15 protein-coding genes are annotated in these 17,941 nt (G+C 61.7%); 6 read left to right on the top strand and 9 right to left on the bottom strand.

Annotated features, from left to right (window positions below; genetic code table 11):
• Positions 1-385 precede the first annotated feature (385 nt).
• Complete coding sequence (locus tag GN300_RS25745; protein ID WP_063316396.1) at positions 386-1,369, top strand: hypothetical protein; 984 nt, start codon at positions 386-388, stop codon at positions 1,367-1,369.
• A gap of 7 nt (positions 1,370-1,376) precedes the next feature.
• Here GN300_RS25745 and galE read toward each other — a convergent pair whose 3' ends face one another.
• The 5 genes from galE to GN300_RS25720 are packed head-to-tail and all read right to left on the bottom strand — an operon-like array spanning position 1,377 to position 6,773.
• Entirely contained in the window at positions 1,377-2,375 is a 999-nt protein-coding gene (gene galE, locus GN300_RS25740; RefSeq protein ID WP_063316397.1) for a UDP-glucose 4-epimerase GalE, read from the bottom strand.
• Positions 2,372-3,502 (bottom strand): nucleotidyltransferase family protein, encoded by a 1,131-nt coding sequence (locus GN300_RS25735; protein WP_063316398.1) that lies wholly within the window; start codon positions 3,500-3,502, stop codon positions 2,372-2,374. The genes galE and GN300_RS25735 overlap by 4 nt, the downstream gene beginning before the upstream one ends.
• On the bottom strand, positions 3,481-4,359 hold the full coding sequence (locus tag GN300_RS25730; protein WP_233405701.1) for a hypothetical protein: 879 nt from the start codon (positions 4,357-4,359) through the stop codon (positions 3,481-3,483). Before GN300_RS25730 ends, GN300_RS25735 begins: the two co-directional genes overlap by 22 nt.
• Positions 4,360-4,366: 7 nt before the next feature.
• Complete coding sequence (locus GN300_RS25725; protein ID WP_007732082.1) at positions 4,367-4,639, bottom strand: PqqD family protein; 273 nt, start codon at positions 4,637-4,639, stop codon at positions 4,367-4,369.
• Positions 4,640-4,685: 46 nt separating this feature from the next.
• Positions 4,686-6,773, bottom strand: a complete 2,088-nt coding sequence (locus GN300_RS25720) for a glycosyltransferase (protein WP_063316400.1) — start codon at positions 6,771-6,773, stop codon at positions 4,686-4,688.
• 52 nt (positions 6,774-6,825) lie between these two features.
• Here GN300_RS25720 and GN300_RS25715 point away from each other — a divergent pair, with 52 nt between their 5' ends.
• A complete protein-coding gene (locus tag GN300_RS25715) occupies positions 6,826-7,098 on the top strand; it encodes a hypothetical protein (protein ID WP_063316401.1) in 273 nt (90 codons plus the stop codon).
• Between the two features lie 451 nt (positions 7,099-7,549).
• Here GN300_RS25715 and GN300_RS25710 read toward each other — a convergent pair whose 3' ends face one another.
• Entirely contained in the window at positions 7,550-8,347 is a 798-nt protein-coding gene (locus GN300_RS25710; RefSeq protein WP_082845785.1) for a metalloregulator ArsR/SmtB family transcription factor, read from the bottom strand.
• 411 nt (positions 8,348-8,758) lie between these two features.
• On the opposite strand from GN300_RS25710, the gene GN300_RS25705 reads away from it, so the two are divergent.
• On the top strand, positions 8,759-10,174 hold the full coding sequence (locus tag GN300_RS25705) for an NAD(P)/FAD-dependent oxidoreductase (RefSeq protein WP_003944885.1): 1,416 nt from the start codon (positions 8,759-8,761) through the stop codon (positions 10,172-10,174).
• Between the two features lie 83 nt (positions 10,175-10,257).
• Here the strand turns inward: GN300_RS25705 and GN300_RS25700 are convergent, their stop codons facing one another.
• Positions 10,258-10,686, bottom strand: a complete 429-nt coding sequence (locus GN300_RS25700) for a PaaI family thioesterase (RefSeq protein WP_003945020.1) — start codon at positions 10,684-10,686, stop codon at positions 10,258-10,260.
• Between the two features lie 236 nt (positions 10,687-10,922).
• Positions 10,923-11,705, bottom strand: coding sequence for a hypothetical protein (locus tag GN300_RS25695; RefSeq protein ID WP_003944809.1), 783 nt, complete (start codon positions 11,703-11,705; stop codon positions 10,923-10,925).
• A 202-nt stretch (positions 11,706-11,907) separates the two neighbouring features.
• Here GN300_RS25695 and GN300_RS25690 point away from each other — a divergent pair, with 202 nt between their 5' ends.
• The 3 genes from GN300_RS25690 to GN300_RS25680 are packed head-to-tail and all read left to right on the top strand — an operon-like array spanning position 11,908 to position 15,304.
• Positions 11,908-13,368 carry an iron ABC transporter permease gene (locus tag GN300_RS25690; protein ID WP_073512408.1) on the top strand — a complete coding sequence of 487 codons (1,461 nt, stop codon included), beginning with the start codon at positions 11,908-11,910 and terminating at the stop codon, positions 13,366-13,368.
• Complete coding sequence (locus tag GN300_RS25685; protein WP_003944960.1) at positions 13,365-14,456, top strand: iron chelate uptake ABC transporter family permease subunit; 1,092 nt, start codon at positions 13,365-13,367, stop codon at positions 14,454-14,456. The genes GN300_RS25690 and GN300_RS25685 overlap by 4 nt, the downstream gene beginning before the upstream one ends.
• Positions 14,453-15,304, top strand: a complete 852-nt coding sequence (locus GN300_RS25680; protein ID WP_003945031.1) for an ABC transporter ATP-binding protein — start codon at positions 14,453-14,455, stop codon at positions 15,302-15,304. The genes GN300_RS25685 and GN300_RS25680 overlap by 4 nt, the downstream gene beginning before the upstream one ends.
• Positions 15,305-15,314: 10 nt before the next feature.
• On the opposite strand, the gene GN300_RS25675 is transcribed toward GN300_RS25680, so the two are convergent.
• Positions 15,315-17,888: a bifunctional lysylphosphatidylglycerol flippase/synthetase MprF gene (locus tag GN300_RS25675; protein WP_058038790.1), complete on the bottom strand. Its 2,574-nt coding sequence runs from the start codon at positions 17,886-17,888 to the stop codon at positions 15,315-15,317.
• Positions 17,889-17,941 lie beyond the last annotated feature (53 nt).

Raw genomic sequence — 17,941 nt, 5'->3', positions numbered from 1 at the left:
TTGAGGTGGGGTAGCCGGAAGTCGGTGAGACGTGTTTATCGGCATCAATCCACATCAGAGCACTTATTGGTCGTTTCTGACATCCAGGTCGCGCGGCGTAGCCGCAGTCGCCGGCGAGGCCAGGCGGTGATCGGTACCAATTCAGCCGGCGATCGCGGAGTCGCAATGGTCGAGTCGTGCAAGCCGGTCGCAGATCTAGGACGGAAACGCAGGAAAGCCGGCAAATGTACCGGCAGACAGACATAGGTGGGCGGAAACAAGGAAGGTTGCACGAACCAGGCGTGAGCCGGATATCGCCAGGTCGAGAATTTGCCGATAATCTACATTATGTCAAGTAATGGATATTCGAACGTCCCCCGTCAGCTTGTCCGCTAGCTTTACCCAGATGGATTCCGTTGCACTCGTCCTCGGTTCACCACGTGGCCGTCGCTTCTGTGCGAACGTCGGGCACGCGTGCCGCGCCAGCGCAAGCAACTCCGGTGGACACTGGCCTCAATCGCCGGAACATGCGCTCGAAGTTCTCGGCGCTGTTGATATCCGGGCAATCGCCGAGATGTCCGAACTCGAGATTCTGCACTGTCTTGCGTATGCCGTAGATTTTGCACGCTACTGGGAGCCGCCGGACGAAGAAGACCTGATCTTCGTCCGGCCGGATGTCGCAGCGGCGCTGCGACCGATTGCCGAAGCACTACTCGACTCCCCACGCACTGCCTGGTGGACCGAGCCGATCGACCGTCTGAACCAGAATCTGGTTGAAAAGCGAAACCCTATTTACGGCTGGTCGGACCTACCCTTGCGGATTTACCGTGCAGAGGACGGCCTCGAACAGTGGCGTGCTGAGGCACTCGACAACGAACGTCAGTTTCTGGAATACCAGATCGAAGATCCGGACCGTCACATCGGAGGCGAATGGTGGTCTATCCCGTTTGCCAACGGTACAACCGAAACAACCAGGGCCCGCGACGGTATCGGGGCGCTCGGGGTGTTTCTCGAAGAAGACAGCTCCTCGAACGAGGCGCGGGTGCAGCCGGTAAGGATCTACGGCGCGCCCCGGATCTACGAGGTCACCGGTCCGCAGGACTGGGCGAATCTGGTCGATACCTATCCCCTGCCTGTGCCCGCTTCACGTCGCTCCGTGTGGTACGACACGACCGGTGAATACCGTGACTGGTTCATTCCGGACTGGGTTTCGGTGTCCGCGGATTACGACGCCGTGCACCTGACCATGATGGCTTATCTGACCACGCCAGGTGTCGCGATCCCGTTGTCGGCCAACGCGGGGGCCACTGTGCTCGCCGGGTGGGATCCGGACGCCACCTTCTGGCTACGTAGCAACAACATCACTGTTGACGACGACCCGACGGGCTGACGTTCGGCTACACCGAGTTGAGCAGGTGCGGCCGCACTGCCAGCCACCGCGCGGTGTCCTCGATCCCCTGTTCCAGGGTGAATGTCGGAACCCACCCGAGTAGTCGCAACGCACGATCGTTCGATGCGTAAGCGCCGGCAGTGTCACCGGTGCGTCGGCCGGCAGCGACCACGTCGATATCTTCGCCGAGCACGTTCTCGAATGTGTGTACCAGCTCCCACACGGTCGTCCCCCGCCCGCTGCCCAGATTGACCACAGTCATGCGTGATGATTCAGCGGTGACCCGGTCGAACCTTTTCAGTGCTCGAACATGAGCGTCTGCAAGGTCCCAGACATGAACGTAGTCACGCACTCCGGATCCGTCGCGCGTCGGCCAATCCGTTCCCGTAACCCTGAAAGGCGTTCCTGTCGAATATGATTCGAACAGCTTTCCGAGTGCGTGGGTCGGGCGTGCCGATGGTGTACCACTTCGCAGATCCGGATCTGCCCCGACCGGATTGAAGTAGCGTAGAGATATCGCCGATAATTCAGTGGCCGCCGCAATGTCGTCGAGCATCGTTTCGAACTGAGCCTTGCTGTGCGCATAGGGACTCTGCGGTGCGATCCCCCAACGTTCGTCGACACACCCACCGTCGCTCGGCGCATACACCGCCGCAGAGGAACTGAACAAGAAGCGCTCACACCCGTTCCGAAGGACACTCGATGCCAGCGTCAGCGACTTGGATACGTTGTTCTCGTAGTACCGCGCCGGGTTACTCACGGAATCTCCGACCACGATCAAGGCCGCACAGTGAACTGTCGCATCGATATCGGAATGATCTGCGAATACTTTGTCGAGCAGTTTCTCGTCCGCGATGTCGCCGCAGTAGAACGGGAATCTGTGCGCAAATTCGGCGCGGCCGGTCAGCAGGTTGTCGAGAATCACGACATCGATCCCGGCGTCGACGCACTTCGACGCGACGGTGCTTCCGATGAATCCCGCTCCGCCCGTGATCAGTACTTTCACGCCGCTCCCCCGGCATCTTCGACGGCAGTCCTCGCACGACGGACGAAGTGGGACACGCGTGAGCGGGCCAAGTCCCATCCACGTAGGTCACGCCCGTCCCGGATGGAAAGCCGATCACGGTCGAGAAAGAGCGGCACCATGACCAGATCGCGGTAGAGCGAGTGCAGGCGTGGGCGATCCGCCAACCACAGCGTCCATCGCCACCACCAACGCGCCGAGACGGTCGTCATTCCGGTACTTACGCCGAAGATCGATTCCACCGCCGCCCAGTGGACGTTCACCGCCCGACGGACATCGCGTGGCAACTGGCGTCTGGAGAGCGTCACAGCGAGTTCCGGTTCGGAAGTGAGCAGGTACCCCACGTCGAAGACACTGTTCAACGACAAATCGGCTCGAATCAAGGCCCGATCGGCAAGCCGCGCGTGAGCGATGACGTGCAGCGTCACGTCGGCCATCGCAAGGCGGGATCCTTCCGCCTCCGAGCTGATTCCTCGGACCGCGGCCTCCCGGGTCAGCGCGTGACGGGCGAACCTCGGAAGTAAGTGCGAATGGATTTCGACGGAGCCATGACGGTCGTCGCGAAGGAGTGCCGGTTCCTGGTGATCGTCGTGATCGATGGAGTCGGAGTCCACTTCGTCGGGGCGGACCATTCGGTAGCCGAAATCGAGGATCGCGTCGTTGGCCGGAACGGCATGTGCAGGGTCGACGACCAAAAGGTCGATGTCCGTCATCCGTCGAGCTGCCGGGTTCGGCCAGATTCTTCGCTCGAGAAGGGCGGCACCCTTCAGTGCAACCGTCGGAAATCCGTTGCTGTGTAACAGCTCTTGCAGTTCCACTCGTTGCGCGTCGAGGTCCGAGATCCTTATGGTGTTTCGGTGATGGACAAGGCTCAGCGTCAATTCCGGACTCGATGCGGTGGCCGAGGATTCCGACAGCATTTCCGCGAAGCTCGCAGGTAGGACCGATGCGAAGCCGGCCTCGACCGCTCGGGAGGCGAGCAGCGGCAATACCTTGTGCCTTACAGCGGCGTCGATGACTCTGGGCCAATCCTGCTGCGAACACAAGCGGATGACGTCGGCCCCACACTCGGGTTTCAACATGGAAATCAGGTACCGGGTGTCACGCATGACGCCACCAGTTCCTCCACCGTGTCGGCGCCGGTATCGCCGTGATGTCGAATCAGTCTGTAGCACGGGGCATTCGAGAGTAGAGCAGCGATGTTTCTCAGGGTCACTCCGTGATTGTCGGACCACAGTGCGGATTGCCCGGCCAGCGACTGTATCGCTTGGGATACGGGCATCGGAGCGAGTCGAGTCGGCGCCTCGCCCCATCCATCGAGGATCAGCACCAGATCGATTCCGCGAACCGCCGAGCTGACGTTTCGTTCAGCAGGCAAGGTCGACGGGTCCAACGCCCACACCGGCGGGGCGTACGGAAGATACAGCGAATCGTGCGCTTTGATCTCCGGGAGGACGTCGAACGTACCGGCTTTGAGGTGAACCCGCCGCGGTAAGCCCACAGCTTCGGTACCACGAATGAAGACGCCTTCGTCAGCTCGCAGTTGTGCACCCCGTAAGGCAAGGGCGAGCGCCAAGGTGGTCTTGCCCGCCCCTGAATGCCCGGCGATCGCCACTCTCACACCGTTGCAGTCGACCAGAGCGGCGTGCAGGCGTGTCCACTGTCGGGCGTGCGCGGCCGTCATGACATCCCGGTGCACCGTGCGGTACACGCTCTCCGCGAGCTGGAGACCGTCCAGACCGATCAGCGTTTCATGGCTGCCGCCGATGGTCGATTCGATGGTGACGTCCCAGCGACCGAATGTCGCTCGATTCCGCTGAATCCGAACTTCGACGTTGTTGTCCGCAGGCCACGGGCTGGCAATCCGATGCTCGACGACACCGACCTCGGGTATGCAGAAACCGCGCACAATCGCGTCAACCCAAAGGTAATGCGCCCGGAATTGTGGAACGTGGTTGCCTGTCACGGAATTCTCACACCAGCAGACGAGAGGTGCTCAGCTGTCCGTACGTCTCGTTGACTACCGACTTCGCCTCGTCGTCAGGGATCTCGAGCACTTCTGCCACGGCCTGGACAATTTCGCTGACGGTCCGGCCGTCACACAGTTCCCACACCAACGTCGCGACCGGGTTGAGGTGATGGGCAACCTCGCTGGAACTGTCGTACAGCACAACACCGTCGGTGAGATCGTTGCTCTCCACCGTCTGAGAGCGTTGCGGTCTCACACCTTCGAGTAGTTCGGTCAAGATATCTCCTTGATTCAGCGAATCCGATTTCGTTTTGGTGGTGGTCTCACAGTGCGAAGCGTCGTGAGTATTCGGATTCGATTGCGCCCGAACGAATCAGGCTGCGTGTGGAGGCGATGCCGGGCGACAGCGTCAGGCACGTGAGCGCTCCCCCGGCACTCGCATCCACCAGGTAGTCGCCCAGAGTTCGGTAGTGACCCGCCCATTGTCCGAATGCTTCGGGATCTGACTCCGGATCCGCAATCTCGTCGAGAATTCGCTCGAAGGCGCGTGAATGTACGAGAACGGCGTGGACTCCACGGTTCTCAGGACTGGTGCGCAAGAGTGCCGAACCGTCGAGCAGAGCTCCGTCCCTCGATTTCGGGTCGTGTCCGAGGTGGACGACGTCCCAATCGCCGTGATCCAACTCTTCGCGGGCATGGCCAAGGATCGATGCGGCGGCATCCAGCAAACTGACGTCGTCAGCAGCGATGAGGACCGAATCCCAGCCCTTCTCAGTCGCCCGAGCGAGCGCACGACGCCACGAGACGGCAAAGGCCGCGTCCTGATTCATCGCGTCCTCGAAAGCCGACACTCTTTCCACCGCTGTTACGCGCGGTAAGCGAATGAATCTATGCCAGGACGCTTTCCATCTGTCGATGTCGAGATCGAGATTCACGACGGCAACACCGAGGTCCGACTCAGAATCCTCGACAACGGGGTTGGGTTCTCCCCCTACTCGGACAGGCGACAGTGGGCGATCGAGCACAACGTCGACTGCGCCTCGCTCGAGCAGATAAGCCGCCAGTGAGAAGTCGGACGGCACGGGTCCGTTGATCCTTCGTGAGAGTTCGTCTCGCAAAGTTCCGTATGTCGCCGCGCGAACAATCAGTGCAGCTCCGACCAGATCTTCGCCGTGTGCGTGGATGACAGCCGTATCGGCCTCGGCCGGGAGGTCGTCGACGATGTTCCGTAGCTTGTACATAACCGCGGGTTCGATCACGCGAGCCTCGTCCAGAAAAACTACCGATTTCCAGGCCAACAGAATGGCCTTGTCGATTCCGGCGACGAACGCAGACGCAGTCCTCCACACATCCGGAGCGTCGTCCTGCGACGGAATGGCACGGTGAACGGTCAGTTCGATCGACTCGGCCTCCGCCAGGCATGAACGCCACGGAGCGACTCGGCCGTCGTCGCCGAGAACGATCACTCCACCAAAGGCCAACTCGGGTTTCTGGACGCTCAGCTCCGCACGGAGACGGATCTCGGGATACGAATCACCGAGGTATTCGGAGAACTGACGATGGAGTGAATCGATGTCCCAACCGACCTCAGTCCAACCGAGCAGGTAGTTGTGAACACGATCTTCCCAGTTTATTCGATATGGGACGCCTGCCGGGCGCTCGAACCGATGGTGCCAGCCGAAAGCCGGAAGGCAGACGACCTTGCCGCCGTTGATCCGGAACTTCTCGTGGATGTACCCCTCTTCACCTCCGAATCCGGTGATGTGCGAGTTCAATCCCGGCCACGCCTCACGCCTGCAGGCAAATGAGCCGAGGCCCTGCATGACGATCTCGAAAGGCACGTCCGGGTGCTGCTTCGCGCGCGAATCAACTCCCCACGAGCCGAACATCCCGTTGCGCCACTTGGGGTCCATGTGGGTGGCCGCGATGTGCGAGGAATCCTGGGAGAGCATCGGCCCCTGGATCAAATCGTCGGTTTCCGGATTTGCATCGAAATACGCCAGCAACGCCGACAACGATCCCGGTGCCAAGATCACGTGGGAGTCGAGGACCAGGACGTACTTCCCTGTTGCCTTGCGGAACAGGACGTCCCGCACCGCAGTCGATCGAACGTCGGTGAACGGAACGTAGCGGAACCGATCGATATACCCCGCAAACGATTCGAGCATCGGCGCCGGCAACCCCTCGGGGTTGTTGTCCAACAAGACGAATTCGACTCTGTCCAGAATCTCGCGATGATGGACCAAGATCGAGTGGATCGTGAAGTACGCGCCGTCGAAATCGTCGTAGGTTGCGATCGCGACAGTCAGATCGGCCGGTTCTCCGTGCGGTGGAGTCTCCTGCACCTGAACCGACCCCGCGCTCTGAAACTTCTTCAGAGCGCGGTGTAGCGCGACGTCGAACTCTGTCATCGTCGGTGTTCCCCCTCGGAACCAGTCGCGTCGTGTCGGCTACGTAGGTTCCGTGGGATTTGTCGGCTGGGTCGGAGGGGTCGGGAAGGTCGGCTCGGTGCGAGTGGTCGGCACTGTCGGTACGGTTGGCACAGTCGGGACGGTCGGCACAGTCGGCCCGGTCGGCTTGGCGGTCGTCGTTCCACCCGAACCTGACGAGCTACCGGTTGATCCGGAACCTGTGGAACTTCCGGACGGTCCCGAACTCCCGGAACTACCCGAACTTCCTGACGATCCCGAACTTCCCGATGATCCGGGATTGCCCGGCTCGTTTCCGCCCGGCTGATTCCCTCCCGGAGTATTACCACCGGGTTGATTCCCGCCTGGTTGCTCGCCGCCTGGTTGATTCGGATTCTGCTGGCCACGACTTGGCGCTCCGGAAAGATTCGGCGTGTCACCGGCTGCGAAGGCCGGCGCCGCACCACCGAGGCTGATCGACGTCACGACTGGCACAGTTACCGCCGAGGCCGCTAGAACTGTCTTGACGAACTTGCGTCGATCAACTGGAACATTCCGAAAAGCGTCGCCGCCCATAGCGTTTCTCCCATGCGTCCGAGACGAGGTCGTCCTCACTCGATGTCGGGCAAAACGCTAGCATCCTTCTGGCAACTTTACAGACTGAACCCGCCGAAATTTGGTTCTTATGCGAAGTTGAGACCGGACTGGGCCGGCAATTCGGACGGGAGTACGACAATTCCCTCCAGTACAGGGAGCACGTTTGTCCTGTTCCATCACCGTCAGCCGGCCGGCATCTCCCACGGCGCCACCGGAAGAATGCTTCCGGTTTCGAGGTAGGACTTCAGGTTCGACAACACCGCCGACCATCCGCCGGCCACCTCCATGCGAGCCGATTCGTCCGCCAAATCGGTGTGCTTGACGGTCAGTCGCACGATCGCGCCGAAGGCTTCGATGTCGAAACTCACCCGAGAGATGTCGACGCCCGGTTCGCCGTTCGGATCAGCCCAGGTGGTGACCAACCTCGACGGAGGGTTGCTCTCGACTACGGTGCCGACTACATCGGCAATGTTCGAACCGTCGATCCGGCGGTGCTCCCAGGTCGATCCCGGCTGCCAGTCGGAGACGTTGCTGTGTCCCCAATACTCTGCGGTGGCCTGTGCGTCGGTGAGCGCTTTCCAGACGTTGTCCGCCGTGCTCGCAATGTAGGTGACGTACACAAAACTGGGCTTGTCGGTCATGGCTTCCTCCGCAATTTTTTTGACGGTACTGAGCGCACGAAGGCGCGGTACCTCGAACTTGTTGATCCACCGCTCTCGAATCTCCTCGAGCGCAACGGGATTGAGATAGTGAAGCTTTGCCCTCCCCTGTCGGACCGTGCTGATCAGATTGGCGTCCTCGAGCATGGTGAGGTGTTGAGTGACAGCTTGCCGACTCATGTCGAGGCTGTCGCACAGCTCACCGAGCGACTGACCGTTGGCTACGAACAAGCGGTCCAGGAGAAGCCTTCGTGTGGGATCGGCCAGTGCTTTGAAGGCTGCATTCATCCGGTCGTTCACAACTTCACAATATGCAAGCATTTACTTGCATGTCAACGCTTGGGCGTGCCGGGTTTCGAAAGTTGGGACAGATGAGGTGTGATGTCTCTAGGCAGATGTGATCTGAATCCCGGATTACACCGTAAGAGAGGTTGGGCACATGGACTGGGCAGCAATTGGAGTGGGTGTCGGGTATGCCTCGGTGGCCCTGTCGATCCTGGTTTTCGTCGGCGGATGCATCGCACTGTTCATCTTGTCCGTCCGCCAGTAGCCGACACCTCGACAAAGTGGTGATCACCCCGGGGTCCGGCCAAGCCGATCACCTCGGGAGTGATCACCCTCGAGGCCGCTTGATCGATTCGGACACACCGGCGCGCGTCGGACTGCTCGCAGAGAAGCTCGGCCGCGGTGGGACTACCGTAGGACTGTCGCCTAGAACTCGAGGAGTACGGAATGAGCATCCAGTCGGTTGAACCGCACCGCCACCGCGTAGTGGTGATCGGTTCCGGCTTCGGAGGATTGTTCGGCACTCAGGCTCTCAAAAAAGCCGATGCCGACATCACGATGATCGCGCGTACAACCCACCATCTGTTTCAGCCGCTCCTCTATCAGGTTGCGACCGGCATCCTCTCGGTCGGTGACATCGCTCCCGCCACGAGACTGGTGCTGCGCAAGCAGAAGAACGCACAGGTACTGCTCGGTGAGGTCGAGACCATTGATCTCGAGAATCAGACCGTGACCTCGCGCCTGCTCGAACGCGTCACTGTTACGCCGTTCGACAGTCTGATCGTGGCAGCCGGTGCCGGTCAGTCGTACTTCGGCAACGACCAGTTCGCGGAGTTCGCCCCCGGAATGAAAACGATCGACGACGCCCTCGAACTGCGCGGACGAATCCTCGGGGCCTTCGAACAGGCCGAACTGTCGGACGATCCCGCCGAGCGTGCGCGCTTGCTCACCTTCGTCGTTGTCGGCGCCGGCCCCACCGGCGTGGAGTTGGCCGGGCAGATCGCCGAGCTTTCCCGTCGAACGCTGGACGGCGCGTTCCGCAAGATCGATCCTCGTGAAGCGCGCGTCGTGCTCCTCGACGGCGCCCCTGCCGTGTTGCCCGTGTACGGCGGGAAGCTCAGCCGCAAGGCTGCCGAGACGCTCGAGAAGCTCGGCGTCGAGATCCAGCTCGACGCGATGGTCACCGACGTGGACAACGACGGTCTGATCATCAAGGAGAAGGACGGCACGCTTCGCCGTATCGAGTCGCAGTGCAAGGTGTGGTCCGCCGGCGTGCAGGCCAGCCCCCTCGGCAAGCAGCTCGCAGAACAGAGCGGCGGAGAAACCGACCGCGCCGGCCGCGTCATGGTCAATCCCGACTTGTCTCTGCCCGGGCACCCCAACGTCTTTGTCATCGGCGACATGATGTCGCTCGACAAGCTTCCCGGATTGGCTCAGGTCGCAATGCAGGGCGGCAAGTACGCGGCCAAGCAGATCAAAGCGTCACTGGACGGCAAGTCCCCGTCGGAACGAGTTCCGTTCAAGTACTTCGACAAGGGCAGTATGGCAACGATCTCGCGCTTCAGCGCGGTAGCCAAGGTGGGCAAGCTCGAGATCAGCGGCTTCATCGGGTGGGTTGCCTGGCTGGCAATTCACCTCCTGTACCTCGTCGGATTCCGTTCCCGTGCCTCGACGCTGTTGTCGTGGGCGGTGACGTTCTTCGGGCGTGGCCGTGCTCAGATGGCGTCCACCGAGCAGCAGGTCTTCGCGCGAAACGCGATGGGCGAATTGGAGAAGAAAAACAAGGAAGCGACGGAGTCCGGCAGCGCTTCGAATGGCGAAGCCAAGAAGGCTGCCGGTAAGCAGCAGAAGGCCGCCGGCTGATCAACACCTGAGCGACCGGCGGAGGGCGGCTGTGGAGTTCAACTCCGCAGCCGCCCTCCGTCATTCGATCGACTGCCGCGTGGTCAGTTTCCGATCTTCGCCACCTCGGTGATGTTCGCGAGGCGAACCTGTCCCTTGGAAACGAGTCGGTCGTTCTCGTCGGTGATGCGAACTTCCCAGAGTTGCTGGGTGCGTCCGCGATGAATCGGGGTGGCTTCAGCGGTGAGAGTGCCCTCCCGCGTTGCGCGCAGGAAGTCGGTGTTGTTGTTGACTCCGACCACGTGTCCTCGCTCGCCCAGCCACACGGTGCCACCGACGCTGGCGAGAGACTCCACCACCGAGCAGTACACACCCCCGTGCTGTATCCCGGCGGGCTGGTGCAGCGTGGGCTTGACGGTCCATTGCGCCCGCACGCGATCTGGGCTCAGTTCGGTGTATTCCAGGCCGATGGTGGCGTCGAAGCCCGTTCCGAGCCGTTTCATCATCTCTGCGGTCTCAGCAGTGTCGACCATGCCATCTCCATCTGTGATTCTCTGGCGCCGGTGTGGCTGCCACTCCCTACCTGATTACACGAGAGGTAACTCGAGCTTGGAATCAGGTCTGGAAAAAGAACCGGCGGGTTTCACATCATTCGATGTGAAACCCGCCGTGGGAAGGACCGGGAGTCTCTGCAGCCCTCAGGACTCCGGCGCGGTCCGGCAGTTTCGTCACTCTCGCGGGGTGTAACTCTCCGCGTGGTGTTCCACAATCATAGGCAAGGCTGACCTAATTTAGCAAGCCCTTCGTCGAACTGGTTCCAACGAGGACGCAGCGAGACCTTGCGGCGTGCACGCACGGGCAGCCCTGCGGCGACAAAAGCGTCCAGCAGCCCCTGCCCGCGGCGCTGAGCGGCTGATTCGCCCCCGCCGGCCAAGATGGGGACATATGCCGCTGCGCCCAGGATCGACTCCCCTACCAAGCCCCAGAATCTGAACTGGTCGACGGGCGCACACCTGGAGACGGCGTCGTAGATCGCCCGTAGCGAGGTCAGGCAACGGTGCGCGGTCCAGACGAGGAGCGCTTCTTCGCACGGCATGTCGACGACGCCGTCACTGCCGGACTCCCGTCCGTTCGGCGCAACTCGCAGAGTTTCGTCGATCACCCCGGCCCAGTCGATACCGCCGTCGCTGTCCATGTGGATGAACAGGTTCTCGAGGCCTGGATCCCAAGCGGCACCTTCGGAGACGATCGATGCGGCAACCCTGCCGACCACAGCGTGAATCAGTGATGTTGCGACCTGTATCGCCGCAGCTTCGGCACTGTCGAGATCCTGGAGCGAGCGGGCGAACATCTGATGCACCCGATCCCCGCACAAGCCTTCACTCAACTGCCACCAACGCCGTTTGCCTTCACCTGACATGGCGGCAACCGCGTAGACGCGCGGGTAGTCAGGGTTGAGTGCTCGTAGGCGAACGCTGGTGCGGCTCAATGCGTTCGACCGGAGTTCGAATTCACGAACATCCGCATGCTGGGTGGTCAAGGTGATTGTCACCGTGCACTCCAATCGGCCGAAGTTGTCTTGTGGTTCTTAATGTAGGTTAGCCTCACCATAATTCAAGAGTAAAGAACTGTGACGCTGGGCACCGCATATTCACAGGAACTTGCCCCGCAGGGAGCACACCCACATAGGGTTCCGTAACCTAAGATGCGAATTCCCTGCGCACAAAGACCAGGAGCTCGAACCGCCAGTGACGATGATCAAACCGCTCGGGAACGGACATCCCCGAGGACCCAGCGAGACGTACGGACGGCGCATAGTGCCGCGCGGCCCGGCTCCTGTCCGAATGCGTGTTCTAGCTGGGATTTTCGACGCGGGGGTGTTCCTGCTTCCGTTGCTCGTCGGCTGGTACGTCGTTCAGTCGCTCCGAGACGAGAACGGTGGCGGCGAAGCCGACCGCGCAGTATTCGGTGGGACGGCAATAGCCATTGCCGTTGGTCTCCTCGTGTGGAACCTGGGATTCCGCGAAGGTGCCACAGGCCGGACCTCGGGAAAGGGATGGGTAGGTCTGGTCACGCGTGACGCGAAGACAAAGCAGCCCATCGGTGTTCGCCGGGCTCTGCGCAGGCCGTTCGATCGAACCGGTATCGAGGTGGTCCGTGAAAGCACGGCGCGCGAAGAAGGGTTCGAGGAACTCGCGCGCGACAACAGCGTCGGGGCAACTCGTCGACGCCGGCTGATCGGTCTCGCGGTGCTCACGGTTCTTCTCGCGCTCGTCATGCTCGCGAGCATCGCGGTGGGCGCACGTCCGCTGACGTTTGCCGAGATCTTCCACGCCATCTTCAGTTCGGACGGCACCCAGACGGACATCATCGTGCGAACGTTGCGCGCTCCGCGGACCATCCTGGGTCTTGTCGTCGGCATCGCACTCGGTATCGCCGGCGCCCTGATTCAGGGACACACGCGTAACCCGTTGGCAGATGCCGGACTACTCGGCCTCAACGCCGGCGCGGCTTTCTTCGTAGTCATGGCGATCTATCTCTTCGGCTTCACCGCACCGAGTCAGTACCTCTGGTTCGCGTTTGCAGGATCGTTCGTTGCCAGCATCGTCGTCTTCGGCTTGTCCTCCATCGGAAACGGCGGCGCAAGTCCTCTGAGTCTGGCTCTGGCGGGCGCGGCCGTCGCGTTTTTCCTGCAAGCCATGACCAATGCCGTGATCATCCTCGACCAGACCAGTCTGGACGCCTACCGTTTCTGGGTAGTCGGGTCGGTGTCCGGTCGCGGGTTCGACGTTCTCTGGCAGGTCCTCCCCTTCCTGATACTCGGATTGGTCATCGCCCTGGCAAGTACGCCTGGTCTCAATGTCCTCAGCTTGGGTGAAGACGTCGCAAAAGCCTTGGGAACGAACATCGCGTTCAGTCGCACACTCGGCATCATCGCGATCACCCTGCTGACCGGCGCCGCGACCGCAGCGTGTGGACCTATCGCGTTCATCGGATTGGTGGTCCCCCACGTGGCCCGGGCCATCACCGGACCCGACTACCGCTGGCTGGTCCCGTACGCGGGCTTGCTCGGTGCGGTCATGCTGATCACCGCGGACATCATCGGTCGCGTAGTCGTGCGCCCCGGCGAGTTGCAAGTCGGAATCATCCTGGCCCTCTTCGGCGCCCCGTTCTTCATCGCTCTCGTACGCCGCAGGAAGTTGGCAAGTCTGTGACGCTCAAGCAAGAACTCCGGGTACTCCCCCGGACCGTCCCCTCACGTAAGTCGATTCGTATCGGTGGATTCTCGCTGGTCTACCGTCCACTCGCGGTGTCGGTGTGCATTGCCCTCGCGGTCGCACTCTTCCTTCTGCTCTGCATCAACATCGGACGCGGCGACTATCCGATCTCGATCCCCGATGTCATTTCCGTCCTGCTCGGTAATGGAAGCAAGACACAGAACCTGATCGTCTTCGACCTCCGACTTCCTCGATCGCTCACCGCACTCTTCATCGGTATGGCACTCGGCATTGCCGGTGCGGTCACCCAGACGATCGCTCGCAACGCCCTCGCCAGCCCCGACATCCTCGGAATCACGGCCGGATCGAGTGCTGCCGCGGTTGCTCTCATCGTGCTCGGTGGTGGCGGGTCGTTCGTGGGACTGCTTGCCACACTGGGGATTCCGTTGGCTGCACTGTGTGGCGGTCTGCTGACAGCTGTGGTGATCTACGCCTTGGCATGGCGCAAGGGCGTCGAGGGGTTCCGCCTCATCCTGATCGGTATCGGCATCAACGCCATGCTCGTGGCAGCGACGGGATGGCTTCTCATCTCGGCGGACATCAACGATGCTTCCCGCGCACAGGTGTGGCTCAACGGTTCGCTCAACGGTGCCACCTGGAATCAGATGTGGCCGGTAGCCATCGCTGTCGCGGTAGTCGGCGGCTACGCGGTGATCGCTTCGTTCACCATGGGAGCGCTGCGGTTGGGCGACGACAACGCCACCTCTCTCGGTGTTCGCTTGCAATCATCGCAGGCCAAACTATTGCTCTCCGCCGTGGCGCTGGCCGCCATCGCAACCGCCGCAGCAGGTCCGGTCGGCTTTGTCGCCCTGGCTGCGCCACAGGTCGCTATGCGTCTGGTGCGCTCTGCCGGCCCGCCCATCGTGGCGTCCGCGCTGACCGGTGCTGTACTGGTGGTCGGCAGCGACGTCATCGCTCGAACAATTCTGCCTGTGGAACTCCCCGTCGGAATCGTGACTTCCGCACTTGGTGGTCCGTTCCTGCTCTACCTGTTGGTTCGTAACAATCGGAAGGTCACAGCATGACCACCATCGCCCAGTCCACCGATACTCCTTCGCGTCTCGTCGCCAAGAACCTGACGCTCGGGTACGGGGACCGCATCATCGTCGACGGACTCGATCTCGAGATCCCTACCGGCGTGATCACGACGGTCATCGGCCCCAACGGTTGCGGCAAGTCGACGCTCCTGCGTGCGCTCGGTCGTCTGCTCAAGCCCAAGGGCGGATCGGTCGTCCTGGACGGCAAGGCGATCAGTTCGATGAAGACCAAGGAAGTCGCACGGGTGCTCGGAATGCTCCCCCAGACTCCGGTTGCGCCCGAAGGACTCACGGTCGCCGATCTGGTCTCACGTGGGCGCCACCCGCACCAGTCGTGGATCAGGCAGTGGTCCGCGGACGACGAGGGCGAGGTCGCCGAAGCGCTGGAGCTGACCGGTGTCTCGGATCTCGCCGATCGACCCGTCGATCAATTGTCCGGCGGTCAGCGCCAGCGGGCCTGGATCTCGATGGCTCTCGCCCAGGGAACCGACATTCTGCTTCTCGACGAACCGACTACCTATCTGGACCTCGCGCACTCGATGGAAGTCCTCGACCTGGTGGATCAACTCCACGAGGAAATGGGGCGCACCGTGGTGATGGTTCTGCACGACCTCAATCTCGCGGTCAGATACAGCGATCATCTGATCGTGATGCGCGACGGCGCCGTCGTCGCTTCTGGTGTCCCCAAGGACATCATTTCCGCGGAACTTCTGCTCGAGGTGTTCGGTCTCGAAGCTGCGGTCATCGACGATCCCGTCTCGGATCGGCCGCTGATCGTTCCGATCGGTACCCGGCACGTGTTCGGCGCCGTCGGCGGGCCGGCAAAGCCTGCGTGACGATCGCGAATCAGCGACCCAGAATCGTCCGAACAAGTTTGAATCCCTGACCGATCGTCACGGTTGGCAGGTACGCCCGTCCGACCGCGTTCCCGATGCTCGGCAACGCGGCTGGATCGGCGAAGGTCATGTGCATCGGCACGTACCGCGGCTGGAACTTCGATTTGAAGGCCAACAGCGAACGAAATCCGTACACCGGTTCCAGGGTGCGACCGAGTAGGTCGAGCACGCTGTCCATCATCGCCGAGAAAGTCGTGGCCTCCGGTTCGTTCGCATTCCTCTCGGAGTCACCGGCGATTGTTGCCAACGGTGCACCGGACAGACTGAGGAACTCGACGCCCTCCTCCTCCAATTTCAGTGCAGCGGAGGCGATGAGGAACTCCATCGCGGGACGGAATCCTTCGGAGCGTCGCCTCATGAAGTCGAGTGTCCACCCGACGACTTTGCCGTCGCGGTACACCGGTAGCCACGACGTGACACCGTGCACGGTGCGATCCTCGTCGACGGCGATCAGGCACCGCACTTGTTCGTCGTCGACCTCGTCGAGTCCGCCGAGGGTGAATCCCATCTCGGGCATCCCCTTGTCCGCCACCCATTCCTCCGAGATCGCAACTATCTGATCCTTGATCGCGAGAGGTGCATGAGGGAAGGAAATCCACTCGGCCGTGATCCCGGACTTCTTCGCGCGGTTCAGTGCTGTTCGCACATCCTGGAACCGCTTTCCTGTGAACGCGACCTGTCCGAGGTCGAGCACGGTTTCCTCGGCGACCTGCAGGCCGCTCCAGCCCATGGAATCAGTGATGCTTCGGGCGTCGTCGGTCACTGAATAGAAGCAGGGAATCCAACCGTTCGACGAAGCGAACTCGGCAAACTCCTCGATCGCCGTGCGCATGCGATCTGGAGGACCGACCGGATCACCGGTTGTGAGAGCAACACCGGCGATGACGCGATACGCGACGTAACTCGAACCGTCCGCGCTGAACCAGTATGTGTTTCCCTTCCAGGTCGTCATCCAGGACAAGGGGCTGCCGGTACCGGCGATCAACATGGATCGCGCTCGTTCGGCGGCTTTGGGATCGGCGGTCTTGACCGGCTTGAGGAAACTCACGAACACCAACACGGCGGCGACGCCCCAGAACACGACGCCGGTCCACTCGAAGAGCAACGTCGACTCGATGTCCACGGGAAGCAGACGCGGATCGATCAACTGCAGGTACACGGGCGGTACAAGGCGCTGAGGGAAGTCCGCGAGCAACATCGTTACGGTTGGCTCGCGATCGAACCCGTGCCTGGCGAGCATTCCGCCGCCGACGTAGATCACGGCGAGGACCGCGAGCAAGGTCACGATCGCAGCACCGAGACGTCGGTATGTCTTGGCCGGGGCCGCGACGTCGAAGTATCGACGTGTCGCGATCAGCAGGATCAGTACGAAGAGCGGTGTCAGGAACGGCACCAGAGTTCGGTACACGTTCGGATCGCTGATTCCGTAGAACAAGCTGTCACTGTCGACGGCGTCGACGAACCTGATGACGAAGTTCCCGATCGAGAGGACGAGTAGGACTACCTGAGCACACACTGTCGCAATCCAGGCGAATCTGCGGCCACGACGGAGCCCGTCACTCAACACGAGAACGAAGATCGACGGCATCAGCGAGAGCAGAGTCGGGCCGATACCGGAGAGTCTGAGCTCGAGGAGTCCTCGTCGGCAGTCCGGATCCGACGAGGACTCCTCGCACAGTTCTCGAACCTCGGCGACAGTCCAGGGAACTCCGCGGAAGAGGTCACGGAGGACCGCGAGTGGGCCGACCGCCTGCGGGGACAATGCGGCGATCATCGGGCCGATCGCACTCGCCGCGACGACGATGGCGACCAGGACGCGACCCTCTCGCTGTGTCCCGGCGATGCGCTCACCGCGCGCCGATCGTCCGACGATCCACTGTCCGATCACCAAACCCACCACAGCGGCAAAGAATCGGATGACGTCTTGCAGCTGACCACTGAACAAGGCCAAAGTGATCGTCAACGCCAAAGTTCCGACGCGAATGCGACGGCGCCACAGGGTGCCCATGTTCGAGCTGGCGGCCATCGCAGCGCCGACGATCCATGCACTGGCTCCGACCGCGGAGCCCACGTGGAGGCGGAATCCCCAACTGGAATCGAACACCTTCGCAAACGACGCCCAGCCGAGCCCGAGCAGGACTCCCAAGATTTGAGTGCTTGCGCCGGCGATCGCAAGCTTGATCGTTCCCATTCGGCGTTCGAGGGGTGCGGCGACTGCGATCAGGAGCACGGTCGCGCCGAGGTACCCGAGCAGGTTTCCTGCCCACAGCACGGACGTGAGCGGAGTCCAGATGCGGCCGTGCTGGATCGAGCCCATTCCGGCACCGATCGTGTGCTCGAGATCGCGGGACGGTCCGTGAACGAGGCTGCCGGTTGCGGCACCCACGATCCACATGGTGAGAAGTAGAACGACCGTCAACGGTGCGTCGCGAATGCCGAAACGGATGATGCCGACAGCTTTCTGCGTGACTACCCGCGCCCGTGATGTCGATTCTTCGGTGCCCGGCGAACTGTCGATCGTCATCTACGTGCGGCTACTTTCTGCGGATCGACTGTTGGCTTGCAATTATCGGGCAT

Source organism: Rhodococcus sp. Ni2, from assembly GCF_021352185.1.
GTDB lineage: Bacteria > Actinomycetota > Actinomycetes > Mycobacteriales > Mycobacteriaceae > Rhodococcus_F > Rhodococcus_F qingshengii.
The sequence above is the reverse complement of the archived record's forward strand: the minus strand, read 5'-3'. Positions and strand labels throughout refer to the sequence as shown.

Coding starts and splice junctions, on each gene's coding strand:
- GN300_RS25720 (WP_063316400.1), bottom strand. CDS start 6,773: ATGACAGAGTTCGACGTCGCGCTACACCGCGCTCTGAAGAAGTTTCAG.
- GN300_RS25735 (WP_063316398.1), bottom strand. CDS start 3,502: ATGCGTGACACCCGGTACCTGATTTCCATGTTGAAACCCGAGTGTGGG.
- GN300_RS25690 (WP_073512408.1), top strand. CDS start 11,908: ATGATCAAACCGCTCGGGAACGGACATCCCCGAGGACCCAGCGAGACG.
- GN300_RS25680 (WP_003945031.1), top strand. CDS start 14,453: ATGACCACCATCGCCCAGTCCACCGATACTCCTTCGCGTCTCGTCGCC.
- GN300_RS25675 (WP_058038790.1), bottom strand. CDS start 17,888: ATGACGATCGACAGTTCGCCGGGCACCGAAGAATCGACATCACGGGCG.
- GN300_RS25745 (WP_063316396.1), top strand. CDS start 386: ATGGATTCCGTTGCACTCGTCCTCGGTTCACCACGTGGCCGTCGCTTC.
- GN300_RS25705 (WP_003944885.1), top strand. CDS start 8,759: ATGAGCATCCAGTCGGTTGAACCGCACCGCCACCGCGTAGTGGTGATC.
- GN300_RS25710 (WP_082845785.1), bottom strand. CDS start 8,347: ATGCTTGCATATTGTGAAGTTGTGAACGACCGGATGAATGCAGCCTTC.
- GN300_RS25700 (WP_003945020.1), bottom strand. CDS start 10,686: ATGGTCGACACTGCTGAGACCGCAGAGATGATGAAACGGCTCGGAACG.